The sequence below is a fragment of the Paraburkholderia terricola genome (assembly GCF_003330825.1).
Taxonomy (GTDB): domain Bacteria; phylum Pseudomonadota; class Gammaproteobacteria; order Burkholderiales; family Burkholderiaceae; genus Paraburkholderia; species Paraburkholderia terricola.
Genome location: NZ_CP024942.1, coordinates 1127643 through 1151310 on the forward strand (window position 1 = coordinate 1127643; position 23668 = coordinate 1151310).

The 23668-nt window shown below is 62.7% G+C and carries 22 protein-coding genes and 1 pseudogene; 10 read left to right on the forward strand and 13 right to left on the reverse strand.

Annotated elements, in window-relative coordinates:
- From shc to CUJ90_RS23685, 6 genes are all read right to left on the reverse strand, one after another.
- On the reverse strand, window positions 1–2058 hold the full coding sequence (shc, locus tag CUJ90_RS23660) for a squalene--hopene cyclase (RefSeq protein ID WP_114164051.1): 2058 nt from the start codon (window positions 2056–2058) through the stop codon (window positions 1–3).
- Window positions 2055–3323 carry a hydroxysqualene dehydroxylase HpnE gene (hpnE, locus tag CUJ90_RS23665; protein ID WP_114164052.1) on the reverse strand — a complete coding sequence of 423 codons (1269 nt, stop codon included), beginning with the start codon at window positions 3321–3323 and terminating at the stop codon, window positions 2055–2057. The genes shc and hpnE overlap by 4 nt, the downstream gene beginning before the upstream one ends.
- A gap of 4 nt (window positions 3324–3327) precedes the next feature.
- Window positions 3328–4176 carry a presqualene diphosphate synthase HpnD gene (hpnD, locus tag CUJ90_RS23670; RefSeq protein WP_073429654.1) on the reverse strand — a complete coding sequence of 283 codons (849 nt, stop codon included), beginning with the start codon at window positions 4174–4176 and terminating at the stop codon, window positions 3328–3330.
- A 280-nt stretch (window positions 4177–4456) separates the two neighbouring features.
- Window positions 4457–5395 (reverse strand): sensor domain-containing diguanylate cyclase, encoded by a 939-nt coding sequence (locus CUJ90_RS23675; protein WP_073429653.1) that lies wholly within the window; start codon window positions 5393–5395, stop codon window positions 4457–4459.
- Complete coding sequence (locus CUJ90_RS23680) at window positions 5392–6015, reverse strand: chemotaxis protein CheC (protein WP_073429652.1); 624 nt, start codon at window positions 6013–6015, stop codon at window positions 5392–5394. Before CUJ90_RS23680 ends, CUJ90_RS23675 begins: the two co-directional genes overlap by 4 nt.
- Window positions 6008–6376: a response regulator gene (locus CUJ90_RS23685; RefSeq protein WP_073429651.1), complete on the reverse strand. Its 369-nt coding sequence runs from the start codon at window positions 6374–6376 to the stop codon at window positions 6008–6010. The genes CUJ90_RS23680 and CUJ90_RS23685 overlap by 8 nt, the downstream gene beginning before the upstream one ends.
- Before the next feature lie 205 nt (window positions 6377–6581).
- Here CUJ90_RS23685 and CUJ90_RS32490 point away from each other — a divergent pair, with 205 nt between their 5' ends.
- The 3 genes from CUJ90_RS32490 to CUJ90_RS23695 all read left to right on the forward strand — a co-directional run bounded on the left by CUJ90_RS32490 (window position 6582) and on the right by CUJ90_RS23695 (window position 10599).
- On the forward strand, window positions 6582–7052 hold the full coding sequence (locus CUJ90_RS32490; protein ID WP_152035381.1) for a hypothetical protein: 471 nt from the start codon (window positions 6582–6584) through the stop codon (window positions 7050–7052).
- Window positions 7053–7064: 12 nt separating this feature from the next.
- Window positions 7065–9347: a hybrid sensor histidine kinase/response regulator gene (locus CUJ90_RS23690; RefSeq protein WP_114164053.1), complete on the forward strand. Its 2283-nt coding sequence runs from the start codon at window positions 7065–7067 to the stop codon at window positions 9345–9347.
- A 208-nt stretch (window positions 9348–9555) separates the two neighbouring features.
- Window positions 9556–10599: a hypothetical protein gene (locus CUJ90_RS23695; protein WP_114164054.1), complete on the forward strand. Its 1044-nt coding sequence runs from the start codon at window positions 9556–9558 to the stop codon at window positions 10597–10599.
- Between the two features lie 81 nt (window positions 10600–10680).
- Here the strand turns inward: CUJ90_RS23695 and CUJ90_RS23700 are convergent, their stop codons facing one another.
- A complete protein-coding gene (locus CUJ90_RS23700; protein WP_073429734.1) occupies window positions 10681–11235 on the reverse strand; it encodes an NADPH-dependent FMN reductase in 555 nt (184 codons plus the stop codon).
- A gap of 342 nt (window positions 11236–11577) precedes the next feature.
- On the opposite strand from CUJ90_RS23700, the gene CUJ90_RS23705 reads away from it, so the two are divergent.
- Complete coding sequence (locus CUJ90_RS23705; protein WP_114164055.1) at window positions 11578–11784, forward strand: hypothetical protein; 207 nt, start codon at window positions 11578–11580, stop codon at window positions 11782–11784.
- Window positions 11785–11910: 126 nt separating this feature from the next.
- Here CUJ90_RS23705 and CUJ90_RS33770 read toward each other — a convergent pair whose 3' ends face one another.
- From CUJ90_RS33770 to CUJ90_RS33630, 3 genes are all read right to left on the reverse strand, one after another.
- Window positions 11911–12192, reverse strand: a complete 282-nt coding sequence (locus tag CUJ90_RS33770; protein ID WP_073429647.1) for a DUF6723 family protein — start codon at window positions 12190–12192, stop codon at window positions 11911–11913.
- Window positions 12192–12476 carry a hypothetical protein gene (locus tag CUJ90_RS23715; protein ID WP_073429646.1) on the reverse strand — a complete coding sequence of 95 codons (285 nt, stop codon included), beginning with the start codon at window positions 12474–12476 and terminating at the stop codon, window positions 12192–12194. The genes CUJ90_RS33770 and CUJ90_RS23715 overlap by 1 nt, the downstream gene beginning before the upstream one ends.
- Window positions 12477–13030: 554 nt before the next feature.
- Window positions 13031–13162, reverse strand: a complete 132-nt coding sequence (locus CUJ90_RS33630; RefSeq protein WP_257030615.1) for a hypothetical protein — start codon at window positions 13160–13162, stop codon at window positions 13031–13033.
- Between the two features lie 434 nt (window positions 13163–13596).
- Here CUJ90_RS33630 and CUJ90_RS23720 point away from each other — a divergent pair, with 434 nt between their 5' ends.
- Together CUJ90_RS23720 and CUJ90_RS23725 are read left to right on the forward strand one after the other, a co-directional pair.
- A complete protein-coding gene (locus CUJ90_RS23720; RefSeq protein ID WP_083081874.1) occupies window positions 13597–14205 on the forward strand; it encodes an RNA polymerase factor sigma-70 in 609 nt (202 codons plus the stop codon).
- Window positions 14186–14395 (forward strand): zf-HC2 domain-containing protein, encoded by a 210-nt coding sequence (locus CUJ90_RS23725; RefSeq protein WP_176035781.1) that lies wholly within the window; start codon window positions 14186–14188, stop codon window positions 14393–14395. The genes CUJ90_RS23720 and CUJ90_RS23725 overlap by 20 nt, the downstream gene beginning before the upstream one ends.
- A gap of 71 nt (window positions 14396–14466) precedes the next feature.
- Here the strand turns inward: CUJ90_RS23725 and CUJ90_RS23730 are convergent, their stop codons facing one another.
- Together CUJ90_RS23730 and CUJ90_RS32495 are read right to left on the reverse strand one after the other, a co-directional pair.
- On the reverse strand, window positions 14467–14757 hold the full coding sequence (locus CUJ90_RS23730) for a DUF1272 domain-containing protein (RefSeq protein ID WP_114164056.1): 291 nt from the start codon (window positions 14755–14757) through the stop codon (window positions 14467–14469).
- A 357-nt stretch (window positions 14758–15114) separates the two neighbouring features.
- Complete coding sequence (locus CUJ90_RS32495) at window positions 15115–15336, reverse strand: hypothetical protein (protein WP_152035382.1); 222 nt, start codon at window positions 15334–15336, stop codon at window positions 15115–15117.
- 287 nt (window positions 15337–15623) lie between these two features.
- Between CUJ90_RS32495 and CUJ90_RS23735 the strand changes: the two are divergent.
- The 3 genes and pseudogenes from CUJ90_RS23735 to CUJ90_RS23745 form a co-directional block, all read left to right on the forward strand.
- A pseudogene (locus CUJ90_RS23735) lies at window positions 15624–16287 on the forward strand (twin-arginine translocation signal domain-containing protein); the annotation flags it as partial.
- A 919-nt stretch (window positions 16288–17206) separates the two neighbouring features.
- On the forward strand, window positions 17207–17869 hold the full coding sequence (gene parA / locus CUJ90_RS23740) for a ParA family partition ATPase (protein WP_073429642.1): 663 nt from the start codon (window positions 17207–17209) through the stop codon (window positions 17867–17869).
- A 24-nt stretch (window positions 17870–17893) separates the two neighbouring features.
- Window positions 17894–18949, forward strand: a complete 1056-nt coding sequence (locus CUJ90_RS23745; protein ID WP_083081871.1) for a ParB/RepB/Spo0J family partition protein — start codon at window positions 17894–17896, stop codon at window positions 18947–18949.
- 68 nt (window positions 18950–19017) lie between these two features.
- Here the strand turns inward: CUJ90_RS23745 and CUJ90_RS23750 are convergent, their stop codons facing one another.
- Window positions 19018–20364 (reverse strand): replication initiation protein, encoded by a 1347-nt coding sequence (locus CUJ90_RS23750; RefSeq protein WP_073429640.1) that lies wholly within the window; start codon window positions 20362–20364, stop codon window positions 19018–19020.
- A gap of 2089 nt (window positions 20365–22453) precedes the next feature.
- Between CUJ90_RS23750 and CUJ90_RS23755 the strand changes: the two genes are divergently transcribed.
- Window positions 22454–23659, forward strand: a complete 1206-nt coding sequence (locus tag CUJ90_RS23755) for a DNA-binding protein (RefSeq protein WP_083081870.1) — start codon at window positions 22454–22456, stop codon at window positions 23657–23659.
- Window positions 23660–23668: the final 9 nt, after the last annotated feature.

Here is a 23668-nt window from a genome sequence, read left to right on the forward strand (position 1 = left end):
TCAGATCCCGACCGCGACGCGCGTGAGCCCGTTGCGCTTCAGATGACGGAAGCGCGCCAGCGCCCACAGCGGGAAGAACTTGCGATACCCGTGATAGCGCAGATAGAACACGCGCGGGAAACCCGTGGCGGTGAAACGTGTTTCGTCCCACAGGCCGTGCTCGCGCTGTTCGCGCCGCAGATAGGCGACGCCGCGCGCCACCGCTTCGTGATTGACCTCGCCCGCGGCCATCAGGCCCATCAGCGCCCAGGCGGTTTGCGATGCCGTGCTCGGCGCGCGCTCGTAGCCGCGGTAGTCGAGCTTGTAACTCTCGCCGCCCTCGCCCCAGCCGCCGTCTTCGTTCTGGATCGACAGCAGCCACTGCACCGCGCGCTTGATGCGCGGGTCGTCGTGCGGCATGCCGGCGGCGTTCAGCGAACAGAGCGCCGTCCACGTGCCGTAGATGTAGTTCAGGCCCCAGCGGCCGTACCAGCTGCCGTCCGATTCCTGCTCTTTCAGCATGTAGGCGAACGCGCGCTGCGCCGGCTCGCTGCCCTGCGGCAGTTCGCCGAGTTGCGCGAGCATCGACAGACAGCGGCCCGACACGTCGGCGGTCGGCGGATCGAGCAACGCGCCGTGATCGGAGAACGGAATGTTGTTCAGGTAGTACTGCGTGTTTTCCGGCTCGAACGCGCCCCAGCCGCCATCGCTGCTTTGCATGCCGACCACCCATTCGCGCGCGCGCGCAATGGCTTCGCGGTCGACGTCGGATTGCGTGAGCGCCGCCGAGCGATGCATCGCCATCGCCACCACCGCCGTGTCGTCGACGTCCGGGTAATACGCGTTGTTGTACTGGAACGCCCAGCCGCCAGGCCGCACGTTCGGGCGGCGCGAGATCCAGTCGCCGCGCACGTCGAGAATCTGGAGCGGACGCAGCCACGCGAGCCCGCGCTCGGCCGCCTGTTCGGCACGCGCCTCGCCGGTTTCGAGCAATGCGTGCGCGGCGAGCGACGTGTCCCATACCGGCGACAGACAAGGCTGGCAATACGCCTCGTCATCCTTGACGACGAGCAGTTTTTCGATCGACTGGCGGGCAATCGCGCGGTTCGGATGATCGGCCGGATAGCCGAGCGCGTCGTACATCATCACCGAGTTGGCCATTGCCGGGAAAATCGCGCCGAGGCCGTCCTCGCCGTTCAGCCGTTCATCGACGAAAGCGACCGCCGCGCGCACCGCGCGTTCGCGCTGCGGATGCGGGAACAGGCCGTCGACCGCGCGCAGCAGCACGTCCACGCCACGGAAAAAGCGGAACCAGCCGACATGCTGATGCGGCGCGCGCGCCGGCATGCCGGTGTTGACCGGCGCGCCGCGGAACAATTCGTCGATGCGCACGCGGCGCGGATTGCGCGCGAGGGGCCGCTTCGCGTTCAGCACCAGCAACGGCACGATCACGGTTCGCGCCCAGTACGACACCTTCGACAGATGGAACGGAAACCACATGGGCAACAGCATGATTTCGACGGGCATCATCGGCACCGCGCGCCACGACACCACGCCGAACAGCGCGAGCAGAATCCGCGTGAACACGTTCGCCTGTTCCGCGCCGCCATGCGCGAGAATCGCCTCGCGCGCGCGGACCATGTGCTCGGCGTCGACGGGGTCGCCGATCATCTTCAGCGCGAAATACGCCTTCACGCTCGCGCTGATGTCGAGCGCGCCGTCGGTGAAAAGCGGCCAGCCGCCGTTGGGCAACTGGATGCGGCGCAGATAACGCGCGATCTTCTGCTCCAGTTCCACGTTCGGCGTTTCGCCGAGATAGTGGACGAGCAGCACGTATTCGGCGGGAATCGTCGCGTCGGCTTCGAGTTCGTAGACCCAGTGGCCGTCGGGTTTCTGCGCGGCGAGAATCGCATCGGTGGCGCGCGTGATCGTGGCGTCGAGGGCGGCGTCGAGCGAAACATCGGGCGAGGCATGCTCTACAGCCGCTTGCGGCGCGGCGGCGGGCGCATCGAGCGCCGGCTCGGTGGCGAATTCTGGCGGGACGGCGCCCAACTGCTGGGCTTGGGATAAATCGTTCATCGGCGTTCCATCGGTTGATTCAGCAGCGTGTCCGCGGCCTTCTGGCCGGAGCGGATCGCGCCTTCGATCGTCGCGGGCAGGCCGGTGGCCGTCCAGTCGCCCGCGAGCATCAAATTGTTCCAGCGAGTACGCGTGCCGGGACGCAGCGTTTCCTGATCCGGCAGCGCGGCGAATGTCGCGTGTTTTTCCAGCGTGACTTGCCACGGCGGCATCGGTTCGGCCGGCAGGTTGGCGGCTTGGGCCACTTCGGCCCAGACGGTTTGCGCCAGCGTTTCTTGCGGTGTGTCGAGCAGGCGGTCAGCGGCGTAGACGGTCGCCGATACGCGGCCGTCGAACGCAAACAGCCAGTCGGCCGTGGCGTTCAGCAGCGCCGTGACCGGCGACAAGCCGAATGGCGGCTCGACGGCGAAGTGCACGCTGAGCGTCGCCGCGAAGCGATTCGGCGTGCGCACGTTGGGCACGAGCGTCTGCGCGGTCTGCGGCGGCACCGCGAGAATCACGGCGTGATTCGCTTCGATCGCGATGGTCTCGTCCGCGAAATTCAGCGCGTGCACGCGGCGGTTATCGGCGGCAAACGCCATCTCTTGCAGACGCGAGCCGAGCCGGATCGCCGCGCCGCCGTGTTGCAGCAGCCGCAGTGCCGGATCGACGAACGCACTGCCGAGTCCGTTGCGCGCCATCAGAGGCCGGCACGCGAGGCCGCCGGCAAGCAGCGTTTCGCGAACCATCGCGCTCGTGAGTTCGGCCGACGCCTCGCGTGGCTCGACGTTCAGCATCGCGAGAAATAGCGGCCGCAGCAGACGGTCCCACAACGGGCCATTGCAGCACATGGTCTGCACGAGACGGCGTCCGGGCTTGGCGAACAGCAGCGGTATCAGCGACAGGTACTCGCCCGGCCCGGTATTGGGCACGCGCGCATTCGGATCGAAGATCCACCAGGGCAGGCGTCCCGGCGACATCCGCACGGTCCAGCGCGCCCGCGTCGCGAGATCCACGAACGGAAAGTCGGGCTGCGCCGGGCCGACGAGTTCGTCGGCGGCGCCGATCGCGCGCGCGTAGTTGAGCGTGGCGGCGTTGCCCGACAGCACCATGTGATTGCCGCTGTCGAGGGTCGCGCCCAGCTTGGCGTCGTAGTACGAACGGCAGCGCCCGCCCGCCTGGCCGGCGGCCTCGTGCAGCACGACTTGCGCGCCGCGCCGCTGCAATTGCACCGCGGCGGCGAGGCCGGCGAGGCCCGCGCCGACCACATGTACGAGCTTTTGCATCAGGTCAGAAGAACGCGTAACGCGCGACGATCCACAGCATGCGCAGCTTCGGCTTGCTGACCTTCGTGCGCGGAATGTCGAAGCCGCGATCGAGCGTGCGATCGAGCAGTACGCGATAGACGCCCGACATGATGCGCGGCGCGCGCACCTGAGCGCGCGGCTCGCGGTTCATGATGGCGTCGGAGGCGGCGAAGTGTTCCTTGGCGCGCTCGGCGAGCGTCGCGCAGACGCGCGGCAGCGACGGGTCGTCGGCGATCTGCGCCGGGCTCTCGATGGCGATGCCTTCGCGCGCCAGCAACTCACGCGGCAGATAGCAGCGGTTGATGCCGGCGTCTTCGTCGATATCACGCAGGATGTTGGTGAGTTGCAGCGCGCGGCCGAGATGGTGCGCGAGCAGGCGGCCCGGCTCGTCCTGCATCCCGAATATCCTCACCGATAGACGGCCCGCCGCGCTTGCCACGCGGTCGCAGTAGAGGTCGAGCGTGGCTTCGTTGGGCGCGCAGAGGTCGGCGGCGGCGTCCATCGCCATGCCGTCGATCATCGCGTGGAAATCCTCGCGTTGCAGATGGAACGTGTGAATGTGCCGCGTCAGCGCGCGCAACGAAGCGCGCGGCGCGCCGGCGTAGCACGCGTCGATGTCGGCGCGCCAGCGCTCGAGCGCGGCGGCGCGTTCGGCGCGCGGCAGATCGCTGTCGGCGATGTCGTCGACGGCGCGGCAGAAAGCGTAGACCTGATACATCGCGTCGCGCTGCGCGGCCGGCAGGATGCGCATTGCGATATAGAACGAGCTGCCGGAGGTGGCGGCAGCGGCGTCGATTTCTGTATCGTCCACGACAAGATTGGAAACAGCCAAGACGATCTCCGCTGGAGGCGCCCGCTGAAAGGCGTTCAAGAAGTTTTAATGCCTACCCGCAGGGCACGCGGCCCGCGCGCGCGGACACGCGCGAAACACCCGGCAGGGACGCCGGAAACGGCGAAAAGTATAGCAACGTTTCTGAGATGCCGCAGAATCGCGGGGTCAATACAGGGCTGGAAGCCGAGCACGACCGAAAGGCCGTCCGGCCGTAGCGCGATACTACCCTTGTGCAGGGTGTCGGCTTACGGCACCCGCCACGCACGCAAACGCCGCGCCGTCAGACGAACGCCACCGAGCGGTTGCGCCCTTGCCGCTTCGCGCTGTAAAGCGCGGCGTCGGCTTCGTTGATGAGCACGTCGTAGGCCGGCGCGCCCACGCGCGCCGCCGCCACGCCGACGCTCGCCGTCACCGGCACGCTCGTGCCCTGCACTTCGACCGGCGTATCGGCGATCGTGCAGCGGATCTTTTCGGCGACCCGCATGGCGTCGTCGAGCGGCGTACAGGGCAACAGCAACGCGAACTCCTCGCCGCCGAAACGCCCGAACGTGTCCTGGGCCCGCACCACCCCGGCGACCCGCTGCGCCATGACACGCAGCACCGTATCGCCGACGCCGTGGCCGAACTGGTCGTTGATCTTCTTGAAGTGATCGAGATCGAACAGCAGCACCGACATGTCGCCGCCGTAGCGCTGCCAGCGCGTGTATTCGTCGCGCAGGCGCGCTTCGAAGAAACGCCGGTTGGCGATGCCCGTGAGACCGTCGCGGTCCGCGTATTCCTGAAGCTTGGCGACCGCCTCCTCGCGTTCGCGCTGCACGATGCTCACGTGCGTGACGTCGGAGATGGTCACGCACACGGCCACCACTTCGCGATCACGCATGAGCGGCATGAAGGTGCAGTCCTGCTGCATGAAATCGACGCCGCCCGTGATCGGCCGGTCGTGATCGAACTTGAACAGATACGGGCGCTGCTCCCACGAACTGAACGCGAAGCTGCCGAGCTGGAACACGCTTTCGATCTTGCGCGCGAGCCACACGCGCGGCAGTTCCGGAAAGTGCGTGAAGAGCGACTTGCCGACCATCTGCTCCGCGGGCAAGCCACTGTGGTCCTGCATGAAGCGGTTCCACATGAGCACGTTCATCTCGCGATCGAGCACGAAGATGCCGAAGCCGACACGTTCAACCACGAGATCGCTGAGCGAATCCACGGACACAGTCATAGGCTGGACAACAGCGCGTCGAGCGCTCCGTTCATATGGCGAATCGATTCTTCGGCCATCAACATCACGAGGTGCGCGCGAAAACTCTGGTCCTCGAGCGCGAAGTTCACTTCGACGAGCAATGCCACTTCCCATTGCAGCACGCCCGGCTGAAACACTTCCTCGAGCGTCATGGCCTCGCCGAGCAGGCCGGGCGCCGAGAACACCGGCGTGCGGCCGAGCTGGTCGAGAATGCTGGACACACACGCGCCCGTCAGCACGTTGGCGACGTCGAACACGAGTTCCTGCTGGCTCACCGCCTCGTAGGCCGAACGCGAGTACGGATCGCTGACGAGCGAACACAATTGCTCGATGCTGTCGCTGCGGCAGATCACCAGCGCCTCGCCCTTGATGTCCGAGCGAAAGCCCTGGCGCACCGCGCTCACCGTGTCCTGAATGCCGGTCATCTCGCGCAGCGTTTGCGCCGCTTCGCTGACGCCGACCACCCGCACGCGCGGCACCGACAATTCGATGAACGCATCGAGCAGCCGCGCGAGACGCGTCGCGGCCTGGCCCATCGCCAGATTGGCGACCTCTTGCAGCGCGTCGCGCTGATCTTCAGTGAGGGCTCGCTCAGACATACAACCCGTACTCCTTGAGGATCGGAAGTACCGCCGCGGGCGTCACCGGCTTGGCGATGAACGCGGCGGCGCCGAGCGCGCGCACGCGCGATTGGGCCATCGGCTGAACATCGGCGGACACGACGATGACGAATGTGTTGAGATCCTCATGCTGCAACGCTTCGAGCACCTGGTAGCCGTTCATGTCCGGCATCGTCAGGTCGAGGAACATCACCGACGCCTTGCCTTCGCGATAGAGGCGCAGCGCTTCGCGTCCGTTCGACGCGTACGACACGTCGACATCCCAGTCCGGCGGCAATGCCTTGGTGAGCACTTTGCGGGCAAGCAGCGAATCATCGGCGATCACGATAGGCAAAGGCATGGGCGGTGGGCGTGCGGTATTAGCTCTTGCGTGTTATCGGCGGATGGGGCGTTTTCTTTAGCGCGTGATGTGCCGGTCGGCGGCAAGATGCGCCGCGGCTTGCGGGAATGCACGTTGCGGGCGAGCGGGGCGCGCGTGCGGCGGGATGCGCATGGCGGAACCGTCGGGCATGCAGGGATGCGTGCGCGCACGGTGGACGACGGCGATGACCGGCATGTTCGAAGCCTACCCCGTAGAGGAATCCCGCGCGGCTCGATGGATCGGATGGTCTCTTGCCGCGCGCGTGTTTCCGCGAACGCCTTCCCTCACGCGTTGTACGCATGGTGCGGCGGCCCTCGCGGCAGATGCGTCCGAACATGGCGGGCGCATTTTTTATCGTGGCGTCGATTTTCGAAGCAAATCAGCGGAAAGGCAACACGACAATTCGATGTTCGCTAATCGTTTTTTCCTGCTTCAAGCGAATTTTGAACATATTTTATTAGCATCGGATGCCAATTTTTTATATTTATACTTTTGTGTACGTTTGCGCTTCCCGATTCGTCACTGTTTAAAAAAACAGACAAATAGCTGCGGACCGAATGCATGCTGGGTCATCGCGGTAACTTCTACCGCCGTTGCGCGTCTATGCTTCTCGTATCATGCCGACTCACCGCCTCCTCGCGCCGAACGCATTTAGCACGATCGAAAAATGACACCTGACCGGTTCGACCCGTCTCAAGCGAGCCGCCTTTCCGCTGACCGGCAGGACGAGGCGTTGTTCCCCGCCGTGCCGGAACAGAACTTCCAGGTGCGGCGCCTCACCCTGATCGCGCTTCTGATCGCCGCGATCGTGTTGCCGTGCGTGTATGTCGCGGCCATGGCGTTCAGCGACTTCCGCGCGCGCGAGGCCGACGCCACCGACATGGCGCTGCGCACGGTGCGGGTGGCGGAAGAACATGCGCTGAAGGTGTTCGACATGAACGAAACGCTCGACTCGCGCATCGTCGATCTCGCACAGGATCTGGACGACGACGGCATCAGCGCGCGCGAGGCCGACATTCACGAGAAGCTGCGCGTGATGGGCGGCGGCTATCCGCAGGTGGCCGCGGTGTCGATCTTCGGGCGCGATGGCCGCTTGCTCGCGAGCAGCCGTTTCTATCCCGTGCCGACGCTCTCGGTGGCCGGGCGCGAGGATTTCACCGGCATTCGCGACGGGCGCGACCTCGAACACGTGTCGAAGGTCATGACGGGGCACGTCGCCGGTGAACAGGTGTTCAACATGGGCGTCGAGCGGCGCGGCGCCGACGGCGCGTTCGCGGGCATGGTCTCGGTGGCGCTGCGGCCCAGCTATTTCAGCGCGTTTTACCGCGAACTGCTCGGCGGCAGCGACGGCATGGCCATGACGATGACTCTGGTGCGCATGGACGGCGCGATCCTCGCTCACTATCCGCGCAGCCCGCGCGAGCCGAGCGCCATGCCGGCGCAATCGCCGCTCGCCGCAGCGTTCGCGCAAGGGCGGCGGGCCGGCGTCGTGCGCACGCATTCCGACATCGACGGCGAGAAATTGATCGTCGCTTACCGGCACGTCGGTTCGTATCCGGTGTACGTGCTGTGCGGCTATCGCGCGTCGGCGATCTGGGCGGCGTGGTACCGGCATCTGAGCGTGCTGCTGCTGTCGCTGTTCACGCCGTCGATCGCGCTGTGGTGCGTGATCTGGCTGTCGCTGCGGCGCCTCGGGGCCGAGGAGGAAGCGTGGGAGCGCTGGCAGGCCGAAGCGTCGATGCGCCGCTCGATCGAATCCGCGTATCGGCAATCGCGCAAGATGGAAGCGCTCGGCACGCTGGTCGGCAGCGTCGCGCACGATTTCAACAATCTGCTGATGATCGTCTCGGCCAACCTGCAGATCGCGCGGCGGCGCGGCGCGCCCGGCCTCGATCGTGAACTGTCGGCGATGGAGCGGGCGCTCAAGAGCGGTCAGTCGCTGACCCGGCAATTGCTAGGCGTCGCCCGCAAACAGCCTTTGCGCAACGAGACGCTGGCGCTCGAACGCTGGCTGCCGGCCTGCCGCGAATTGCTGCGCGCGTCGCTCGGCGCGAAGATTTCGCTGGTGATCGACGTCGCCGCCGGCATCTGGCCGATGCGCGTCGACGTGGCGGAGCTCGAACTGGCGCTGATCAACATCGCCGTGAATGCGCGCGACGCCATGCCCAACGGCGGGCGCTTCACCGTGCGGGCCACCAACCTCCATTTCCGTCATGAAGACGGCTTTCCGCTGACCGGCGACTTCGTGCAACTCTCGCTCGAGGACACCGGCGCCGGCATGGCGCCCGACGTGCTTGCGCGCGCCTTCGAGCCGCTCTTCACGACCAAGGCCAAGGGCATGGGCACGGGCCTCGGGCTGCCGCAGGTTTTCGCGTTCTGCGAGCGCTCGGGCGGCCTTGCCGCGATCGACAGCGCGGTCGGCGCGGGCACCTCGGTGCGTCTCTATCTGCCGCGCGCCACGGCCGAGCCGGAAGCCGAGGGACCGGCCGAAGCGCGCGCCGAGGACAGCGGCGCGCCGCATGGCTTGCGCATTCTGCTCGTCGAGGATAACGAGGAGGTGGCCGCGGGCACCGAAGCTTTACTGCAGATGATGGGTCACCAGGTCACCTGCGTCTTCAACGCCGATACGGCGCTGCGTCTGTTCGACGACGCGCATGCGAAGCAGGCTCGCACCGGCGAGCCGCTGCCGTTCGATCTCGTGCTGTCGGACATCCACATGCCGGGCAAGATGAACGGCATCGATCTCGCGGAAGCCGTTCTCGCGTTCGATACGCGGCTGCCGGTCATTCTGATGACCGGCTACGCGGAAGAACTCGACCGCGCGCGTCATGTGAACGTGCGAGTGCTGTCGAAGCCGTTCGATATCGCGTTGCTGGACCAGCTTTTGCAAGCGATCCAGCGCGACCTCGCGCAACCGGACACCGATCCGGCGCCGCATCCGGCGCCATAGAACCGGCTCGAGCCGGCGCTAGCGCCATTTACCGGGCGTTGTAAAAGCGCGGAAGCGGCATGGCGTGCCCATTTGCCCGACATATTGATCGGCGGGCTCACAGCGGGCGCGCGGCCGCATCGGCAGATGCCGGCACGATCGTTGCAAGGCAGAGGAAATAGAAGGGCGGCGCGTTCCGCCGCTCGCCTCAATATGTCGGGAGACAGCCATGCGACACGCCGTGATTGGTTTATTCGACACCTATTCTCAAGCGGAAGCCGCCCGCGACACGCTCGTGCAAACCGGCTTCGCACGCGACACCATCGAATTGCAGGCGAACGAGGGGCCGTCCGTCGGATCGGCCACCGGCGAAGTCGCGGGCTCGGGCGTGCTCGCTAACATCGAACGCTTTCTGTCCAGCCTGTTCTCAAGCGGTTCGCGTGAGGCGGAGAAGTCGCGTTACGCCGAAGCCGTTCGGCGCGGCGCCGTGCTGGTCTGCGTGAACGCGGCGAGCGAATCGCACGCGGAACTCGCCCGCAACACGTTCAGGCGGCTCGGCGCAACCGACGTCGGCGAACGCTCGCCGGATCAGGATGTGTCACCGGAGGCCGCGCGCGAGCATTCGGTGCTCGACGAACTGGGCATCGGCACCGCGGCGCGTGGCGCGCAGCGTACACCGAACGCATCGGGCGCGGCCGCGCCCGGCGTGACGACGCCCGGCGAAGCGATGCCGGGAAGCACCGCGCGGTCCACATCGACGGCCGATCCGATGTACACCTCGCCCTCGCGCAGTACCGAGGCTGAACGGTTCGTGCCGCCGCCGCCCAACGAACGGCCGACGGCGGACCCGGTCAACGAGCCGGTCAGGGAGCCGCTGACGGGCGACGCGGGACGCAGCGCGATCGCCGCCGGTTCCGTGCCCGGTTCGGGCGCGGTCATGCGTCCGTCGGAAGTCGTCCCTAACGCTGATCAGCCGACCGCCGGTTTGGGCGGCCAGGTTCCGAACGAATATCTGGAATACGAGGAAGACTTCCGCAACCACTACGACGAGCAATACGCAGCCGAAAATTCGCGCTACGAAGACTACGTGCCCGCTTATCGCTATGGCGCGGAGATCGGCAACGACATGCGTTTCCGCGACAGGCCGTGGGACGACATCGAGCCGGAGGCCCGGCGTCATTGGGAAACCACGTCGACGGAAAGCACGTGGGAGCGCTTCAAGCTCGCCGTGCGCCACGGCTGGGAACGGGTGACGGGGCATCACCACGTATAGGGAAGGCGGTCGCGGCGGCGTGCCTGAGGTGCGGCAACGCCGCCGCATCGGTCAACGGCGGGTCCGGCGCTGGCGGAATCGTCAGGCGGCGGTATGCCGCTTGACCCACGCGACGTAACGGTCGACGAAGGTCTGCAGGAACTTGCGCGTGCCGTCGTTCAGGATCTCGCCTTTTTCGTTGATGACCGCCGGGTCGTGCTTGATGAACACTTCGGGCTGACCCAGCGTCGCGACGTCGAGATACGCCAGCACATTGCGCAGATGCTGTTGCGCGAGCGCCGAGCCGGTCGCGCCGACCGACGTGCCGATCACCGCGCCGGGCTTGTTGCCCCACGAATTGGTGCCCCACGGGCGCGATGCCCAGTCGATCGCGTTCTTCAGCACGCCGGGTATCGAGCGGTTGTACTCGGGCGTGACGAACAGCAGGCCGTCGGCGGCTTCGACGCGCTGCTTCAAGTGCTTGCCGGCCTCGGGGTAGTCGGCGTCGTATTCCTGGCTGTAAAGCGGCAACGAACCGATGTCGATGAATTCGAACGTGAAATCGGCCGGCGCGAGGGACACCACGGCTTGCGCCAACTGGCGGTTGAACGACTCGCGGCGCAGACTGCCGACGACGACTGCGATGTGATAGGCCATGTTCACTTCCTCAACGAAAGGCGCTTGACGCGCGAAAGGGATGAACTGTCCATCATAGGCAAAGCCGCGCCGGATGACGTCGCCAAGGGCAAAAAAGGCGCGTTGTTGACGGCGCGGGAAGTGTCCTGCAAGACCACCGGTGGATAACCCCGCTGCCGATAAAGTTATCCACAGATTTACTGAATAACCTTGTGGATAACTCGTACTTTTGCCTTGTCAATCAAGCGTGCTTTCGGGGTTGGACGATTCGAGGCAAATGGCTCGATCGGCGGCGGATGGGCGCGCGGCAAGAACGGCGCTTGCTGGATGGTTGCGGTAAGCCACTCAATGGAGGAACCCACGATGACTACGGACTACGCGGGTAAGTCGCACGATGAAGCGTTGGCGGCCCGGAAGAAGCAGAAGCAGCGGTCGCAGGAACAGCCCGGCGGCGACATGGCCGTCGACGATACGCAAGCGGATGCAACGCACAGCAGCGGCGAGCTGTCCGAACGCGGCAAGGAAGTATGGCGTCAGGGACACGGCATGGACGGCGGCGGAAAAATCTGAGCGGCGATGACCCCGCGCGAGTGTGCTGCGTGCGACGCGGGATCGATGAAACCGCAAGACATGCATGCTGCGCGCGGGACGCCAGGGCAGGCGCCTGCCGCCGGGTTCAGGCGCGGGCGTTCGCGCTCACTCCGGAACCGCGATGTCGCCATCCACAAGCTGCCAGCCATAGGCTTCCGCATAGGACTGCGCCGCGCCGGCTTCGGCGAAAAAGGGCATATCCGCATGACCCTGGAACGGGTAGATCACCCGTTCGTCGCTCAAGCGGAGCACTTTGAGCGTCGGCACCGTGCCGCTCGAGGTACGGCGTGACGACGCCGTCACCTGATAGTTCGCGCGGCCTGTGAGAGCGGGAAGCGGCGCGCTCTGGGAGCGCCTGGAAACGGGACTTGCCATTGTCGCGCGCATCAAAGGCCGGCGATCGACTGGCCGGCTACCATGCCGTCGATCACCTGTTCAGCGTAGTTGGCGGAGGCAATGCGGGCGTCGCCGGCCGCGCCGAAAGGCGAACGGCTCGGCACGCGAAACACCCGGCTGCCGGTCACCGTGTCGTCGGCTCCGCGCCGGCTGATTCGCACGGCCGCATCGAAGCCCGCATCGTAATGGCGAACGCGATCGAGACCGCTCGGCTGGTGCGGATAAACCAGCGGATAAATCTCAAGGCCGCGGTAACTTCTGATCGTATTGCTCATGTGCGGATCTCCGTAAAGGCTTTCGTGAACCGTGTCGCAGTGGCGTAACGCCGGCCGGATTGCGGCGCTTCTGCAAAAACAATGTGAGCGACGGGTGCGTGTGAACAGCAGCCGCGTCAGTTGGGCCGGGCTGACGGCACTGCAAACCAGGTAGGAGGAAGGGACCTGCTCGATCCAGGGCGCCGTGGCGAGGGACGTTTGCGTCGGTGACTGCGCGAGGCGCGCAGGAGAACTGCAGGCTGTTGGCCCACTGTAACACGTTAGAGGACGAGTGTTAGGCGCATTTACGAGACGGGCGCGCCTGTTGCTTCAGCCCGCTCGCGGCGTCGTGTCTCGTGGGAGCGCTCTCTATCTCTTTGCTCTGTTCTTGCGCGGTGTCGGGCGAGTCCGCGAGGCGTCGCGGGCTGGCGCTTGCTGCGTAGGGCAGCGTCGCATTTCGCTCCACGGTGGCTTGAATGCACGAAGGGCGCCGATAGCGGCGCCCTTCTTCCAAGGCTTTCTTATCCTAGCGCTGCGCGCCGGACGAGCGTCCGTGCAGCGCGCAGCCGGCCGGATCAGTTACCGAAGAACACATTGCAGTAGGATGCCGGGCCGTTGCATTGCGCGGGAGCGGCGGCGTGAGCTGCGCCGGAGGCGGCGGCGAACAGAGCAACCGAAGCGATCAGGGCGGAAAGAATGCGTTTCATGGTGCTACTCCTTGGCATTGGGTTCGCGATCTGGGCGATCGAATGAGCGAAGGATAGCGATTCAGCGTCGGCCTAAAAACCGCGAAGCCAAGAAGACATTTTTTCAAGGAATGAAATAATCGCCCGTCCGAATCGATTGGGGGTGCCGCTCTGGCCCGCCAATGGCCGCTTCGCTTACAGCCTGCTGACGTGTGTATGCCCCACACGCCCGTTTTTCGATTTGCGCAATAATCTATTTTCGATTGTCATAACGTCCCGTCCGGCGCGACCAAGCTCATCGGTCAGCGCTTGTCGGCGGGAATATGCTCGATACCGTTTCGCTTGTGCAAGGACGTGCGGGAGAATGGCGCACGATCCCGGAGAACGCGCGAGCAAAAGCACCCCCTTATGAACCGCAACGATTCAACAAGAAATGCCCGGCCGTGGAGCATGTCATGGCGCGTATAAATGGGCCGGCGCTCGACGATCCCGTTTATCTCACGCAATTGCGGCGCGACCTGGTTCGCTTCGCCCGACTGCAATTGCGTGATGCCGCCGCCGCCGAAGACGCCGTGCAGGAAGCGCTCGCCGCCGCATGGACGCAAGCCGACCGGTTCGCCGCGCAATCGGAGCATAAGACCTGGGTGTTCGGCATCCTGCGTCACAAGCTCGTCGACACGTTGCGAGCACGGCAACGCACGGTGAACCTGTCCGCGCTGGAGTCTGAACTCGACGGCGAGGCGCTGCTCGATCGCGAACTGTTCAAGGACAACGGCCACTGGTCGAGCGAAACCAAGCCGCGGCCCTGGCCCACGCCCGAAACCGCGCTGCGTCAGCAGCAGTTCTGGACCTTGTTCGAGATGTGTCTCGAACATCTGCCGGAACACATCGGACGCGTGTTCATGATGCGCGAATTTCTCGACCTGGAGACCGAGGCGATCTGCGCGGAACTCAAGATGACCGCCAATCATTGCAGCGTGCTGATCTACCGCGCGCGGCTGCGCTTACGCACTTGTCTGAGCGAAAAGGGTTTGTCGAGGGAGGATGCGAATGGGGAAGTGTAAGAACATCACGCGCCTGTTGTCCGACGCGCTCGACCGTCCTCTAAAAACCGGCGAATGGGTGGCGATCCGGCTGCATCTGCCGACCTGCAGCGGCTGTCGCAATTACCGCAAGCAGATCCGTCTGTTGCGTGTAGCGGCGCGTTCGATGAGCGGGATTGCGACGCCGGACTCTACGGGTAGTGACGATTGAAGTGCGTGACCGCGCATCGAGTGTTGATCATCGACTGTTGAACGCAATTGGCGGCGCAAACGCAGGCTCTTTTAGCGCTCGCCGGGCGGCGCGCTCCGATAGCGTTCAAAGAAACTAGCGTGCGACGCTTCGTCGATGGAGACGGGATGCGGTTCGGTACAAGCCGGATGTTTCGCGAGTTGCTCGCGGGTACGGATCGGCCGGCGCTGGAAATTGCCGCCGCAATTCGGACATACGTTGCGCAGCCTGGTGAGCGCGCACATTTCACAGAACGTGCATTCGTACGTGCAGATCATTGCGTCGGAGGCGTTCGGCGGCAGTGACTTGCCGCATCCTTCGCACGATGGTCTCAGTTCAAGCATGATGGCTCCGCGTGACTAGGGAGTGAGGTACGGGTCGTACGCTCATGTACAGGGCTGCAGTGTAAGCGGCGCGGGTCATGCGGAATGGACAGCCAGGCGTCAATTCCTGCCACGGCGGGGGCTGGTGCTGTGCTGTCGGGTTCAGCACGGTTCGCAATCGGCGCGGCGCGGTAAGGCCAGCGGTGGGCATGATTTGTTTGTATATCGGGCGCACGAGTATTTGTCGTGCTTTTTGAAGAAACCCGAAATGTTTTCGCATAGTTTGGAAGTTTTCGCATCGTTCAGAACGCTGGATCGATCATGTCGGGTTGGCGACCACCGGTGCGACGATGCCGGCCGTCGCGACTGGGGTGATGGTCATGCGGAGGGGCGCCGAGCCGGCAGCCAGCCGTGTGCGGCAGGAGTCAGCGAAGCCGACAGAATCAGCGGCATTGGGGCGTCGGCCGCGACCTCGGTAATCGTCGTGCGGATGCCGGCAACTATCAGCGCTGTTTGTGACCGCCGCTGGCGACGATGGTGAGCACGCGTACCGGCCATCGACAGCATTTTTTTTTCGCGCCGAATGCCGTCTCCGGTCATGCGTCATGCCAGCGTCAGCAGCCGGGTTCACCGCGTTGCGGTGAGCGTGAGCGCGGCCAACGGCTCACCGCAGCGTATTGAAAAGGACGTTCTGCTTGAAGCAGCAATCTGGCGACCGTGTAGCTGGGTCCGGACCGATACGGGTGGACCGCGCACCAGCAGGTTCCTCGTTCCGTCCATGGACATGATTTGCTTATGCGAATTTGTCGTTCATCTAGGCTTGCGGACGAATTATCGTCGCGGCCAGTCGGACCGTTTTGCGCTCGTTTTTTTTGACGAGCATTTTTATGTCCCATCATTCGCTGCTCACGCGCCGTTCGTTTATCGCCGGCGTGGGGTGCCGCGCTAGCCGCTGCCGCCCTACCCGCCATCTCCCCTTCCGTCTTTGCCGACGACTGTCCACGAAGGATTTTCGCATCGGCTATCGGAAAGCCGCCAATACGCCTGTGCTGCTGAACTCGCACGGCACGCTCGAAAAGCGGCTCGTGCCTCTCGACGTAACCATCTGGTGGACCGAGTTTCCTGCGGGACCGCAGTTGCTCGAAGGACTGAACGTGGGCGCCATCGGCTTCGGCTATGTCGGCGAGGCGCCGGCGGTGTTTGCGCAGGTAGCCGGCCCAAACTTCGTCTATACCGCCTATGAGATTCCGACACCGCGTGCCGAAGGCATTCTTGTGCATCGAGAGACGCCGATCAAAACGCAGGCCGATCCGAAAGACAGAAAATCGCGCTCAACAAAGGTTCCGATGTTCACTGGTTACTCGTCTCAGCACTACAGAAGAGCGGCGTGAAATACAGCGACGTCCAGCCGGTCTTTCTGCCGCCCGCGACGCGCGCGCCGCTTCAGCGAGGCGCAATTGAAGCATGGGCGATCTGGGATCCGTTCCTCGAAGCGGGAAGCGGCAGTCGAATGCGCTCTTGCTCGTCGACGGAGTGGGAATCGCGAATCACCTTGCGGACGGTACAACCGATTGCGCGTTGAGTTGCGCCAGTTGGGCGACCGTTAACGGCTGCTTCAAATATTCGATGACTTCGATCACCCCTCATTGGCGGTGTTGTAGGTGCTGGCGACGAAGTCGCATGTGACGCGCGATTTTGAGCAGCGGGGGTCGTGGTAGATGGTGATCATGCGTTGTTTGGCGTGGCGTCGGATGGATCGATGGAGCCGTGGCCTTTTCTTTATGTTTTAGCGCCGAGCTGAAGCGCCGGCTTCGCGCCCACCTGCGACCGTTGGCAAGTTGGCTGCCTCAACATCGTTGGGATATCCACGGTTTATGCGCATAAAGCGCTTGCGGGGGTTTCCGATGAGGACGGGGTTGGGCATTCCTAGTAGGAGATCGCGGACGGCTTCCACGTCAGCGTCATCACCGAGTTGCTATCAGCGCCCTTATGGCGTTCGCCTACGCGTTGAGCCATAGACCTTCCTGTTGGCGCAACGATATGCAGCAGCCGATCCAGCACAAGCGAACGGGCAAACAATCTCTTCGTCCGGAGCTTTATGCGCATAAAGCTCCCCGCGCGAACCCTTGCGGTGTATGCGCGCGTTAGAGGCCGCGGCAATGATATGAGGCCGCCCAGGAAGTGCACCGTCAACGAACATCAATCAAACGTCGCCTCGCCCACACACAACATGCGGTAGCCCTAAGCGGCGCGCCCACAGCGCGCAGTGTCGCGGCTTAACGCATTGACCGCCCAGCCCGCCGGTATGCGCCGGACCGGGATCGTCGCAAAGGGGAGTCTAATCGCCCGACCACCTTTATGCGCATAAACCTAGGCCAAATGGCTATTTCTTCTCGCGTTTACACAAATTGATTGAAATGCCAATTCATCCAGGTAAAATCCATTTGCGTCTAAAAAGAGGAGGTGAAGATTGGCAGCAGAAATCATCGCGGTAACTCAGCAGAAGGGAGGAGTCGGGAAAAGCACAATCGCGATGCACCTGGGCGCCGCATTCCATGAGAAAGGGAAACGCGTCCTCGTTGTAGACGCAGACGGTCAAAACACGCTGATCCATTGGGCCAGTGCATCGTCAGACGGCGACACCGGCATCCCGTTTCCGGTCGTCAATCTTTCCGAGGCCGGTAGCCAGATCCATCGCGAGATCAAGAAGTTCGTCGCTGACTACGACATCATCGTCGTCGATTGCCCACCTTCTATCACAGAGAAAGTCTCTGGCGTCGTATTGCTCGCAGCTAGCGTCGCGGTAATTCCGACGTCGTCATCGCCTGCCGACTATTGGTCGAGCGTTGGATTGGTGAAGCTGGTCCAGCAAGCTCAAGTAATGAACGAGGACCTCCGGGCGGTCTTTCTGCTCAACAAGACGGAAGAGAAACGGATGCTCACGCGCGAACTGAAGCGTGCGTTGGAAGAGCTTGGATTCCCGTTACTCAAAACCCAGATTCCGACACGCGAGGCCTACAAGCAGGCAATGGCGTTAGGGCAGACAGTGCTTCAAATGAACGATCGCGGTGCCAAGCTCGCCGCCATCGAAGTACGGGCGTGCGCCAACGAGATCGCCGCCCTGCTCCCGTGAATTTATGCGCATAAAGGACCCTGAATGAAACCCTCCCAATTCGCCAAAGGCTTTCAAGCACGTCCTGACACGACCAGCAGCGAAAAACGAACCGCGCTCGACCGTCTGAATGCAATCGACGGTCTGGTCAAGAACGGCCCGACGGGCAACCAGGCAGCGGGGCGCCCAGTTTCACCGGTCGTGCCGCAAAGCGACGTAGAAATCGACGCTGACGAGGTGTCCAATGAGTCCGCAGCCTATCGCGCATGGCGAATCGAGCATGGCTATCGGCCAGGCCAGGTAATCGACCTCGCGCTCAAAACGATCAAGCCGAGCCCCTTCAATCCCCGGCATTTTTACCTAAAGCCGTCCATTGCCGAGCTTGCCGTCAATCTCGCAAGGCAGGGGCAGCAGCAGGCGATTCACGTCATTCCCGATTACGACAATCCCGGCACCTACTTCGTCAGCGACGGAGGGCGGCGCGTGCGGGCGCTGAAAGAAGCGAACAAGGAATCGGTCAAGGCGGTCGTCATCGACCTGCCGATCGGGATCCAGAGCTATAAGCTTGGTTATGACCTCAACGTCCAACGCGATTCGCAGACGGTATTTGACAACGCAGTCGTATGGAAACGCTTTCTCGATGATCGGCATTTCCAGAGCCAAAAGGAGCTCGCCGAACATCTCGGACTGGACGAGTCGACCGTTGCCGTTGCCTTGTCGATCGCCAAGTTGCCAGAGGCCGTCATGCATGAAATGGTCGCGCGGCCTGACCGTTTTGGCTCGAACATGGCGTATCAGGTGGGTCGCTATCACACCGCTCGCGGCGCCGATGCAACGCTGCGCCTGATCAACAAAATCATTTCCGATGACCTTAGCACGCGGCAAGTCGCCGACATCGTGAAGGGCCGAGCCACCGCCCAGGAAAGCAGCAAACCGGCGGGCCGGCAACGCTATGCTCAACGTCTCGAAATCAAGCTTGGGGGCGTTTCGGTGGGCGATCTCAAATCGTACGGTGACGATCGAATCGAATTGCGACTGAAGGGGCTCACGCGCGAAAAGCGCGACGACATCCTCCGGCAGATCGAAAAGATGCTGAAGTAAGAGATGCCGGAATGAGCGCGGAACACGATACTGCGGCACATGATCGTGTCCGCCGTCTCAATGAATGATTACGCCGCGCGCGATTGACTTAGCGTAAAGGCGAGCAAATCGCCATCGGTCGGCTCGCCCCAGGTCTTGCGCGCCAGCCAGTCGAAGAATGCCGTCTCGACAATCTTCGAGTCCAGGCCGCGACGGCGCCAGTCGTCGCGCATGTGCGTGCCGAGCCCCGGCAGCTCGTCTTCTTCAAACGACTGTCGCGCGATCTCCCGCTCAGACTCACCCTGCTCGTCGTACAGCTCGCGTGCTTCCTTGCGACGGTATGCCGAGTATTCACCAAGCAGCCGGGCTTTGAGGTCGTCGGCCGGCGCAGTCATCGCGGCCTTGCCGCCACCCGACGGCAGTGCCTCGACCGGCGGCGCGTAGCCTTTTTTCAATGCGTCCTTGAACAGTGCGGGCGCACTGCGCACAGGCGGCAAGGATGTGCTGCGCATGCGCTGTTCGGTCATTTGCAAAGCCGCGCGAATACGGTTTTCCTCGCTATCGGCATACAGCGTTTGCGCTTCCTTCAGCGGGATGCCGATCTTCACCATCCGGTCGACCAGTGTGCTGTCGAACACATTCGGATGCTCATCGAGTGCAAGCATGGGCTGCTTGCGCTCGGTCACGCGGAACTGGATCTCGGCAACGCGCCGTCCTTCCCGGTGCTCGATCAATTCGACGAAGATATTGGTAACCGCGTTGACTTCCGCGATCGCCGGGCGCAAGTAATCACGTTTGAAGTACTTGTATTCGCGCTTCGCCTCGTCACCGGCCTCCGTATCCGGCGTGCCGGACAGGATAGGGCGCCACCATTCCCACGATTCCCGCATGGTCAGATGACTCGGGTTGGTCAGGTAGCGCACGCAAATCTCATACAGCGCAAGCCCCGCGCTACTGCGCAACTGGCTCTGAAACTGGAGACTCAGACGCGCGTATTGAACGGGATCAAGCAGTTTCTTCTTGATCTTCGGCGCGAAGGAAAACTCCACCCAAACGCGGCGGGTGGTGGGATCTTCGAGAATTTCCGCGTCGGCGATCAGCGTGGAGATGCCCCATTTCCGGCCCGGCTTCTGACTCGACGTGCCGGTGCTCCATTCGACCTGTACCGACACCATGCGCCGCAGGTGCTCCTTGACGAGCGCGGTATCGTTCGAGTCGAATGCGGAATTCGCGACGATGTCGGACAGCAATGCCCGGTAAGTGTCGCCAGATTCGTCGGCTTGCTGTGCCACGGCGAGCAGCACGTTGAACAGCTTGCGGGTAAGCAGCGTGATTTTGCCGCTTTTGGGCTGAATCGCGATCGCCTCGACGGCCTTGCGCAATTCGGCGGAGCTCGGGCTGACAACGTCGGTCTTCTTCGCGCGCTTCGTGGCCATGCGTCTGAATCGAGGAGGGGATTTGGCGAGAGCATACCGACTGTGGTGATACGCGTCTATAGCGCCAATCTCACCGTTCGGGGTGAAGCAAGTTTACGAGGCGAAACTCACCTCGAGTAGCTCCCGAAAACCCTCACCTCAACCGTCTGGCGCCAGGTTCGGGCCATCCTTGCAGGCTGCGGCCTGGAGAAAATAGGCGCTATTTTGGCGGGGAAACGAACCGGAGCCAACCAATCCCGAATCTTCTCACCTTAAAAAATTTTGGATATTTCGCGACCCTGACGTGAAAGTCCGATTGATTCACGCCGCCCGGAGGGAGAGAACCGCTCGGATTGTCTGCAAACCGAACGAGAGCACGGGCAAACCGGCAGCGCGGCAAAACGCACTGTCGAACCGCCACCGCGCTGACAAGCAGCGTCCGAATTCGTGCGCCGAGCAAGAAACGCGTGTGCCGAGCCGGCGGGAACGCCCGCTGCTGCTTTGAACAATGGGCAGCAGATCGCACGCAGGGGCGACACGCCTGCAACCGCGGCCTGCTCGACAAGATGGGCATATCAGAATGCAAGGCGATACAGAGCGCGAATGCCGCTCGCCAGCCGCGCGGCCATGAAAACCGTGCTCGCATGAATGGTCCTGAAATCCTTTGCGCGGAAGTCGCCACATGGACTGACCGGGGCGCCCAGGCGATTGCATCAAGTCAGCCGTCAAAGCTCCCGAAAAGGCTCACCTTAATCCACAGCCAGCCCTTGCAACGGCGCGGCCTTCCGACCGTCGTTGCAAGTGAACCGCCGAGAAACCCTCCCGAAAAACCTCACCTTTCCTTCGCTTGAAGTTCCAACCGGGCGCAATGATACGCTCCTGAAAAACCTCACCTCAACGAACATCGCTACAATTTCTCAATGATTTCATGGGCTTGGATCAACCGCATTGGCGTAGATCTCGCCTGGCGCTCCCGTAGATCCTCACCTCAAGCAGCCTTTCCATGAAATTCTGGATATCAACCGCTGTCCCCAGAGTCCCGAAAAACCTCACCATCGCAATCCGGCAGACAATAAAGACCGGACTCTCCGACGGCCTCCGTCGCGCCTTTCCGAGCTATCGCAGCTAGTTTCTTCCCGTATTGACTCACCTGATCGATCAGAATGCTACGCAACAGCTCCCGAAAAACCTCACCTTTTGCCTCGAGCCAGAGGATTTCGCCGACCGATAATCGACGCGATTTACTGCCTCCCGAATTTCCTCACCTCTGGCGACGACAACAGTAGCGACATCGATGTTCCCATTTGAACCGCATCCCCGATACGCCGCCCGACTCCCGCAAACGCTCACCTTAAGCCCTGGATGCCCTTAATCTGGGCAAAAAAACCACGCAAGCCCTGTAAAGTCTCACCTCCGGCTCCCGTTTTCTCCCGTCTTGACTCACCAATCGCACTGCCAGGATCGAAATGAGGGTAAAAACCGGCGTACAAGGCTGTCCCGAAAGCGCTCACCTTCGGCATTCCTCCCTTCCAGGCGAGCGTCGAGCCCTGGCGGGCAGTCTCCCAGATCCAGCTCCCGCAAAACCTCACCTTTGGAAAGCCGGCATTTTTAGGCGGTTCCTGAACTCGCTCACGTTCTGTCCCGCACCTGCTCACCGAGTCCCCCGAACCTCATCACTCAACGGTCCCGAGATACCTCACCCTGGCTCCCGAAAAGCTTCACCTCATCGGGCGCGAACGCCCGTCCCGCAAGGGTTTGCCGTGGCGTTAACGTCTTTAACTAGGGTTCAAGGGTGTTTACTTTTATTACTCTCTAGCTTTACCCCGCGTGTCCATGGACAGAACAGATCGACCCTGGCCACCACCCGGCGCTGGATCCGTGAAACAGTGCACAATCGTTTGGAAACGGATCAATTCTTTTATACAACAATGACTTATCGGCTATTCTTCGTTTTGTTTCACGGAAAAACCCCGTTAGGCCTAGTCCATCAATCCACCTTCACCCCAAAAGCCGGGCAATTCGCCTCACAGCGTTGGTTAGCGCTAAATACGTAGCAAATATTACGTAAATTGTTATGATTCATCCCATTTACGCAAGATCGGGGGCACATATGAATCTGGACGAGGAAAAGCAGGCCATCCGCAATGAGCTTGAAGCGATGCGAAATACCGGGGCTCGACGGCAAGAACTTTCGCTGCATGCATGCAAGCGACTTTTCTTCGATCTGGGCATCCGTCCGTCGATGGCCGCAGTCCGCGATCTGACCCAGACCGGCAGCGCAAGCGATATTCCAAAAGACATCGACCATTTCTGGGAGCGCCTGCGCAACGTATCGCGTGTCAGGGTCGGCGCCGGCGCCATCCCGAAAGCGCTGGAAGATCGTGCCGGTGAACTGCTAGGCACGCTCTTCGAAGAAGCGGTTGTCCATGCACGCACGGCGCTCGACGACGAACGCGCGGAAATTCGCGCCCAACTTTCCGCCGCCGACCAGCGAGCGCGAGATGCGGAAATTCGACAACATGCGTCGGAGGAAGCGATCCAGCGCAGCGAAATGCGGGCCGAGGCCGCATGGGAACGTGTCCGCGCGCTCGAGGCCGAGCTATCCAGCACGACCACGCATGGCAACGCCCACCAGGAAGGTTTGCAGGCAACGGTGCGGCGACTCGATCAGGAAAACGAGACGCTTCGTCAACGCCTTGATAATGAATTGGCGACCAATGCGACGCTGCGTGACCGGATCGACGCATTGCACATGGAACTGCGGCAAAGCACGGAACACTATGCGCAACAGATCAAAGACGCGGTGACCGAGGCCGAGCGGCGCGTGAAACCGATGCTGGTCGAACTCGACTCATTGCGAAGCATGGCGGCGACGTATCAGTCCGGGGTACGTGACGCGAGCCGCAAGGAGTTCGAGTTCATTCAACAACTCGCCGCGGCCAAGGCGCGCGGCGACCGGCTCGATGCCCAATTGCGCGAGCAATCCGACGAAGTGGATGCGTTGACCAAAGAAGTCGCCGTGCTGCGCGGCCAGCAAGGCATCGATCCGGCAATTGCAACCCTGCTTTGTTCGCTTGTCGAAGCGGGCCGGCTCACACACGACGAATTGAAGGCAATCGGCACGGCAGCGGACGGCCATGTCAGATTGCCCCTGCGATGCCCGAAGTGTGTGGAAGGCGAGCCGGAGTTGTCGCAAGTGGATCGCCACTTTGAATTGCAGTGTCCCGAATGCGACCATTCATCGGGACCGGGCGATTCCAGGCTGGAGGCGGTTAGCCGATTCCTGTCGAAGGGTTCCATCGCGGCATCCGCATGACGATTCATG

Bases quoted from the DNA above. Each gene is read 5' to 3' on its own strand.
- CUJ90_RS23745 (WP_083081871.1), top strand. From the start codon at position 17,894: ATGAAACCCTCCCAATTCGCCAAAGGCTTTCAAGCACGTCCTGACACG.
- CUJ90_RS32490 (WP_152035381.1), top strand. From the start codon at position 6,582: ATGACCGGCATGTTCGAAGCCTACCCCGTAGAGGAATCCCGCGCGGCT.
- CUJ90_RS23690 (WP_114164053.1), top strand. From the start codon at position 7,065: ATGACACCTGACCGGTTCGACCCGTCTCAAGCGAGCCGCCTTTCCGCT.
- hpnE (WP_114164052.1), bottom strand. From the start codon at position 3,323: ATGCAAAAGCTCGTACATGTGGTCGGCGCGGGCCTCGCCGGCCTCGCC.
- CUJ90_RS23700 (WP_073429734.1), bottom strand. From the start codon at position 11,235: ATGGCCTATCACATCGCAGTCGTCGTCGGCAGTCTGCGCCGCGAGTCG.
- CUJ90_RS23720 (WP_083081874.1), top strand. From the start codon at position 13,597: ATGGCGCGTATAAATGGGCCGGCGCTCGACGATCCCGTTTATCTCACG.
- shc (WP_114164051.1), bottom strand. From the start codon at position 2,058: ATGAACGATTTATCCCAAGCCCAGCAGTTGGGCGCCGTCCCGCCAGAA.
- CUJ90_RS23750 (WP_073429640.1), bottom strand. From the start codon at position 20,364: ATGGCCACGAAGCGCGCGAAGAAGACCGACGTTGTCAGCCCGAGCTCC.
- CUJ90_RS23695 (WP_114164054.1), top strand. From the start codon at position 9,556: ATGCGACACGCCGTGATTGGTTTATTCGACACCTATTCTCAAGCGGAA.
- CUJ90_RS23725 (WP_176035781.1), top strand. From the start codon at position 14,186: ATGCGAATGGGGAAGTGTAAGAACATCACGCGCCTGTTGTCCGACGCG.
- CUJ90_RS23685 (WP_073429651.1), bottom strand. From the start codon at position 6,376: ATGCCTTTGCCTATCGTGATCGCCGATGATTCGCTGCTTGCCCGCAAA.
- CUJ90_RS23680 (WP_073429652.1), bottom strand. From the start codon at position 6,015: ATGTCTGAGCGAGCCCTCACTGAAGATCAGCGCGACGCGCTGCAAGAG.
- CUJ90_RS33630 (WP_257030615.1), bottom strand. From the start codon at position 13,162: ATGAAACGCATTCTTTCCGCCCTGATCGCTTCGGTTGCTCTGTTCGCC.
- CUJ90_RS32495 (WP_152035382.1), bottom strand. From the start codon at position 15,336: ATGACCGGAGACGGCATTCGGCGCGAAAAAAAAATGCTGTCGATGGCC.
- CUJ90_RS23715 (WP_073429646.1), bottom strand. From the start codon at position 12,476: ATGAGCAATACGATCAGAAGTTACCGCGGCCTTGAGATTTATCCGCTG.
- CUJ90_RS23705 (WP_114164055.1), top strand. From the start codon at position 11,578: ATGACTACGGACTACGCGGGTAAGTCGCACGATGAAGCGTTGGCGGCC.
- CUJ90_RS33770 (WP_073429647.1), bottom strand. From the start codon at position 12,192: ATGCGCGCGACAATGGCAAGTCCCGTTTCCAGGCGCTCCCAGAGCGCG.
- CUJ90_RS23675 (WP_073429653.1), bottom strand. From the start codon at position 5,395: ATGACTGTGTCCGTGGATTCGCTCAGCGATCTCGTGGTTGAACGTGTC.
- CUJ90_RS23755 (WP_083081870.1), top strand. From the start codon at position 22,454: ATGAATCTGGACGAGGAAAAGCAGGCCATCCGCAATGAGCTTGAAGCG.
- CUJ90_RS23730 (WP_114164056.1), bottom strand. From the start codon at position 14,757: ATGCTTGAACTGAGACCATCGTGCGAAGGATGCGGCAAGTCACTGCCG.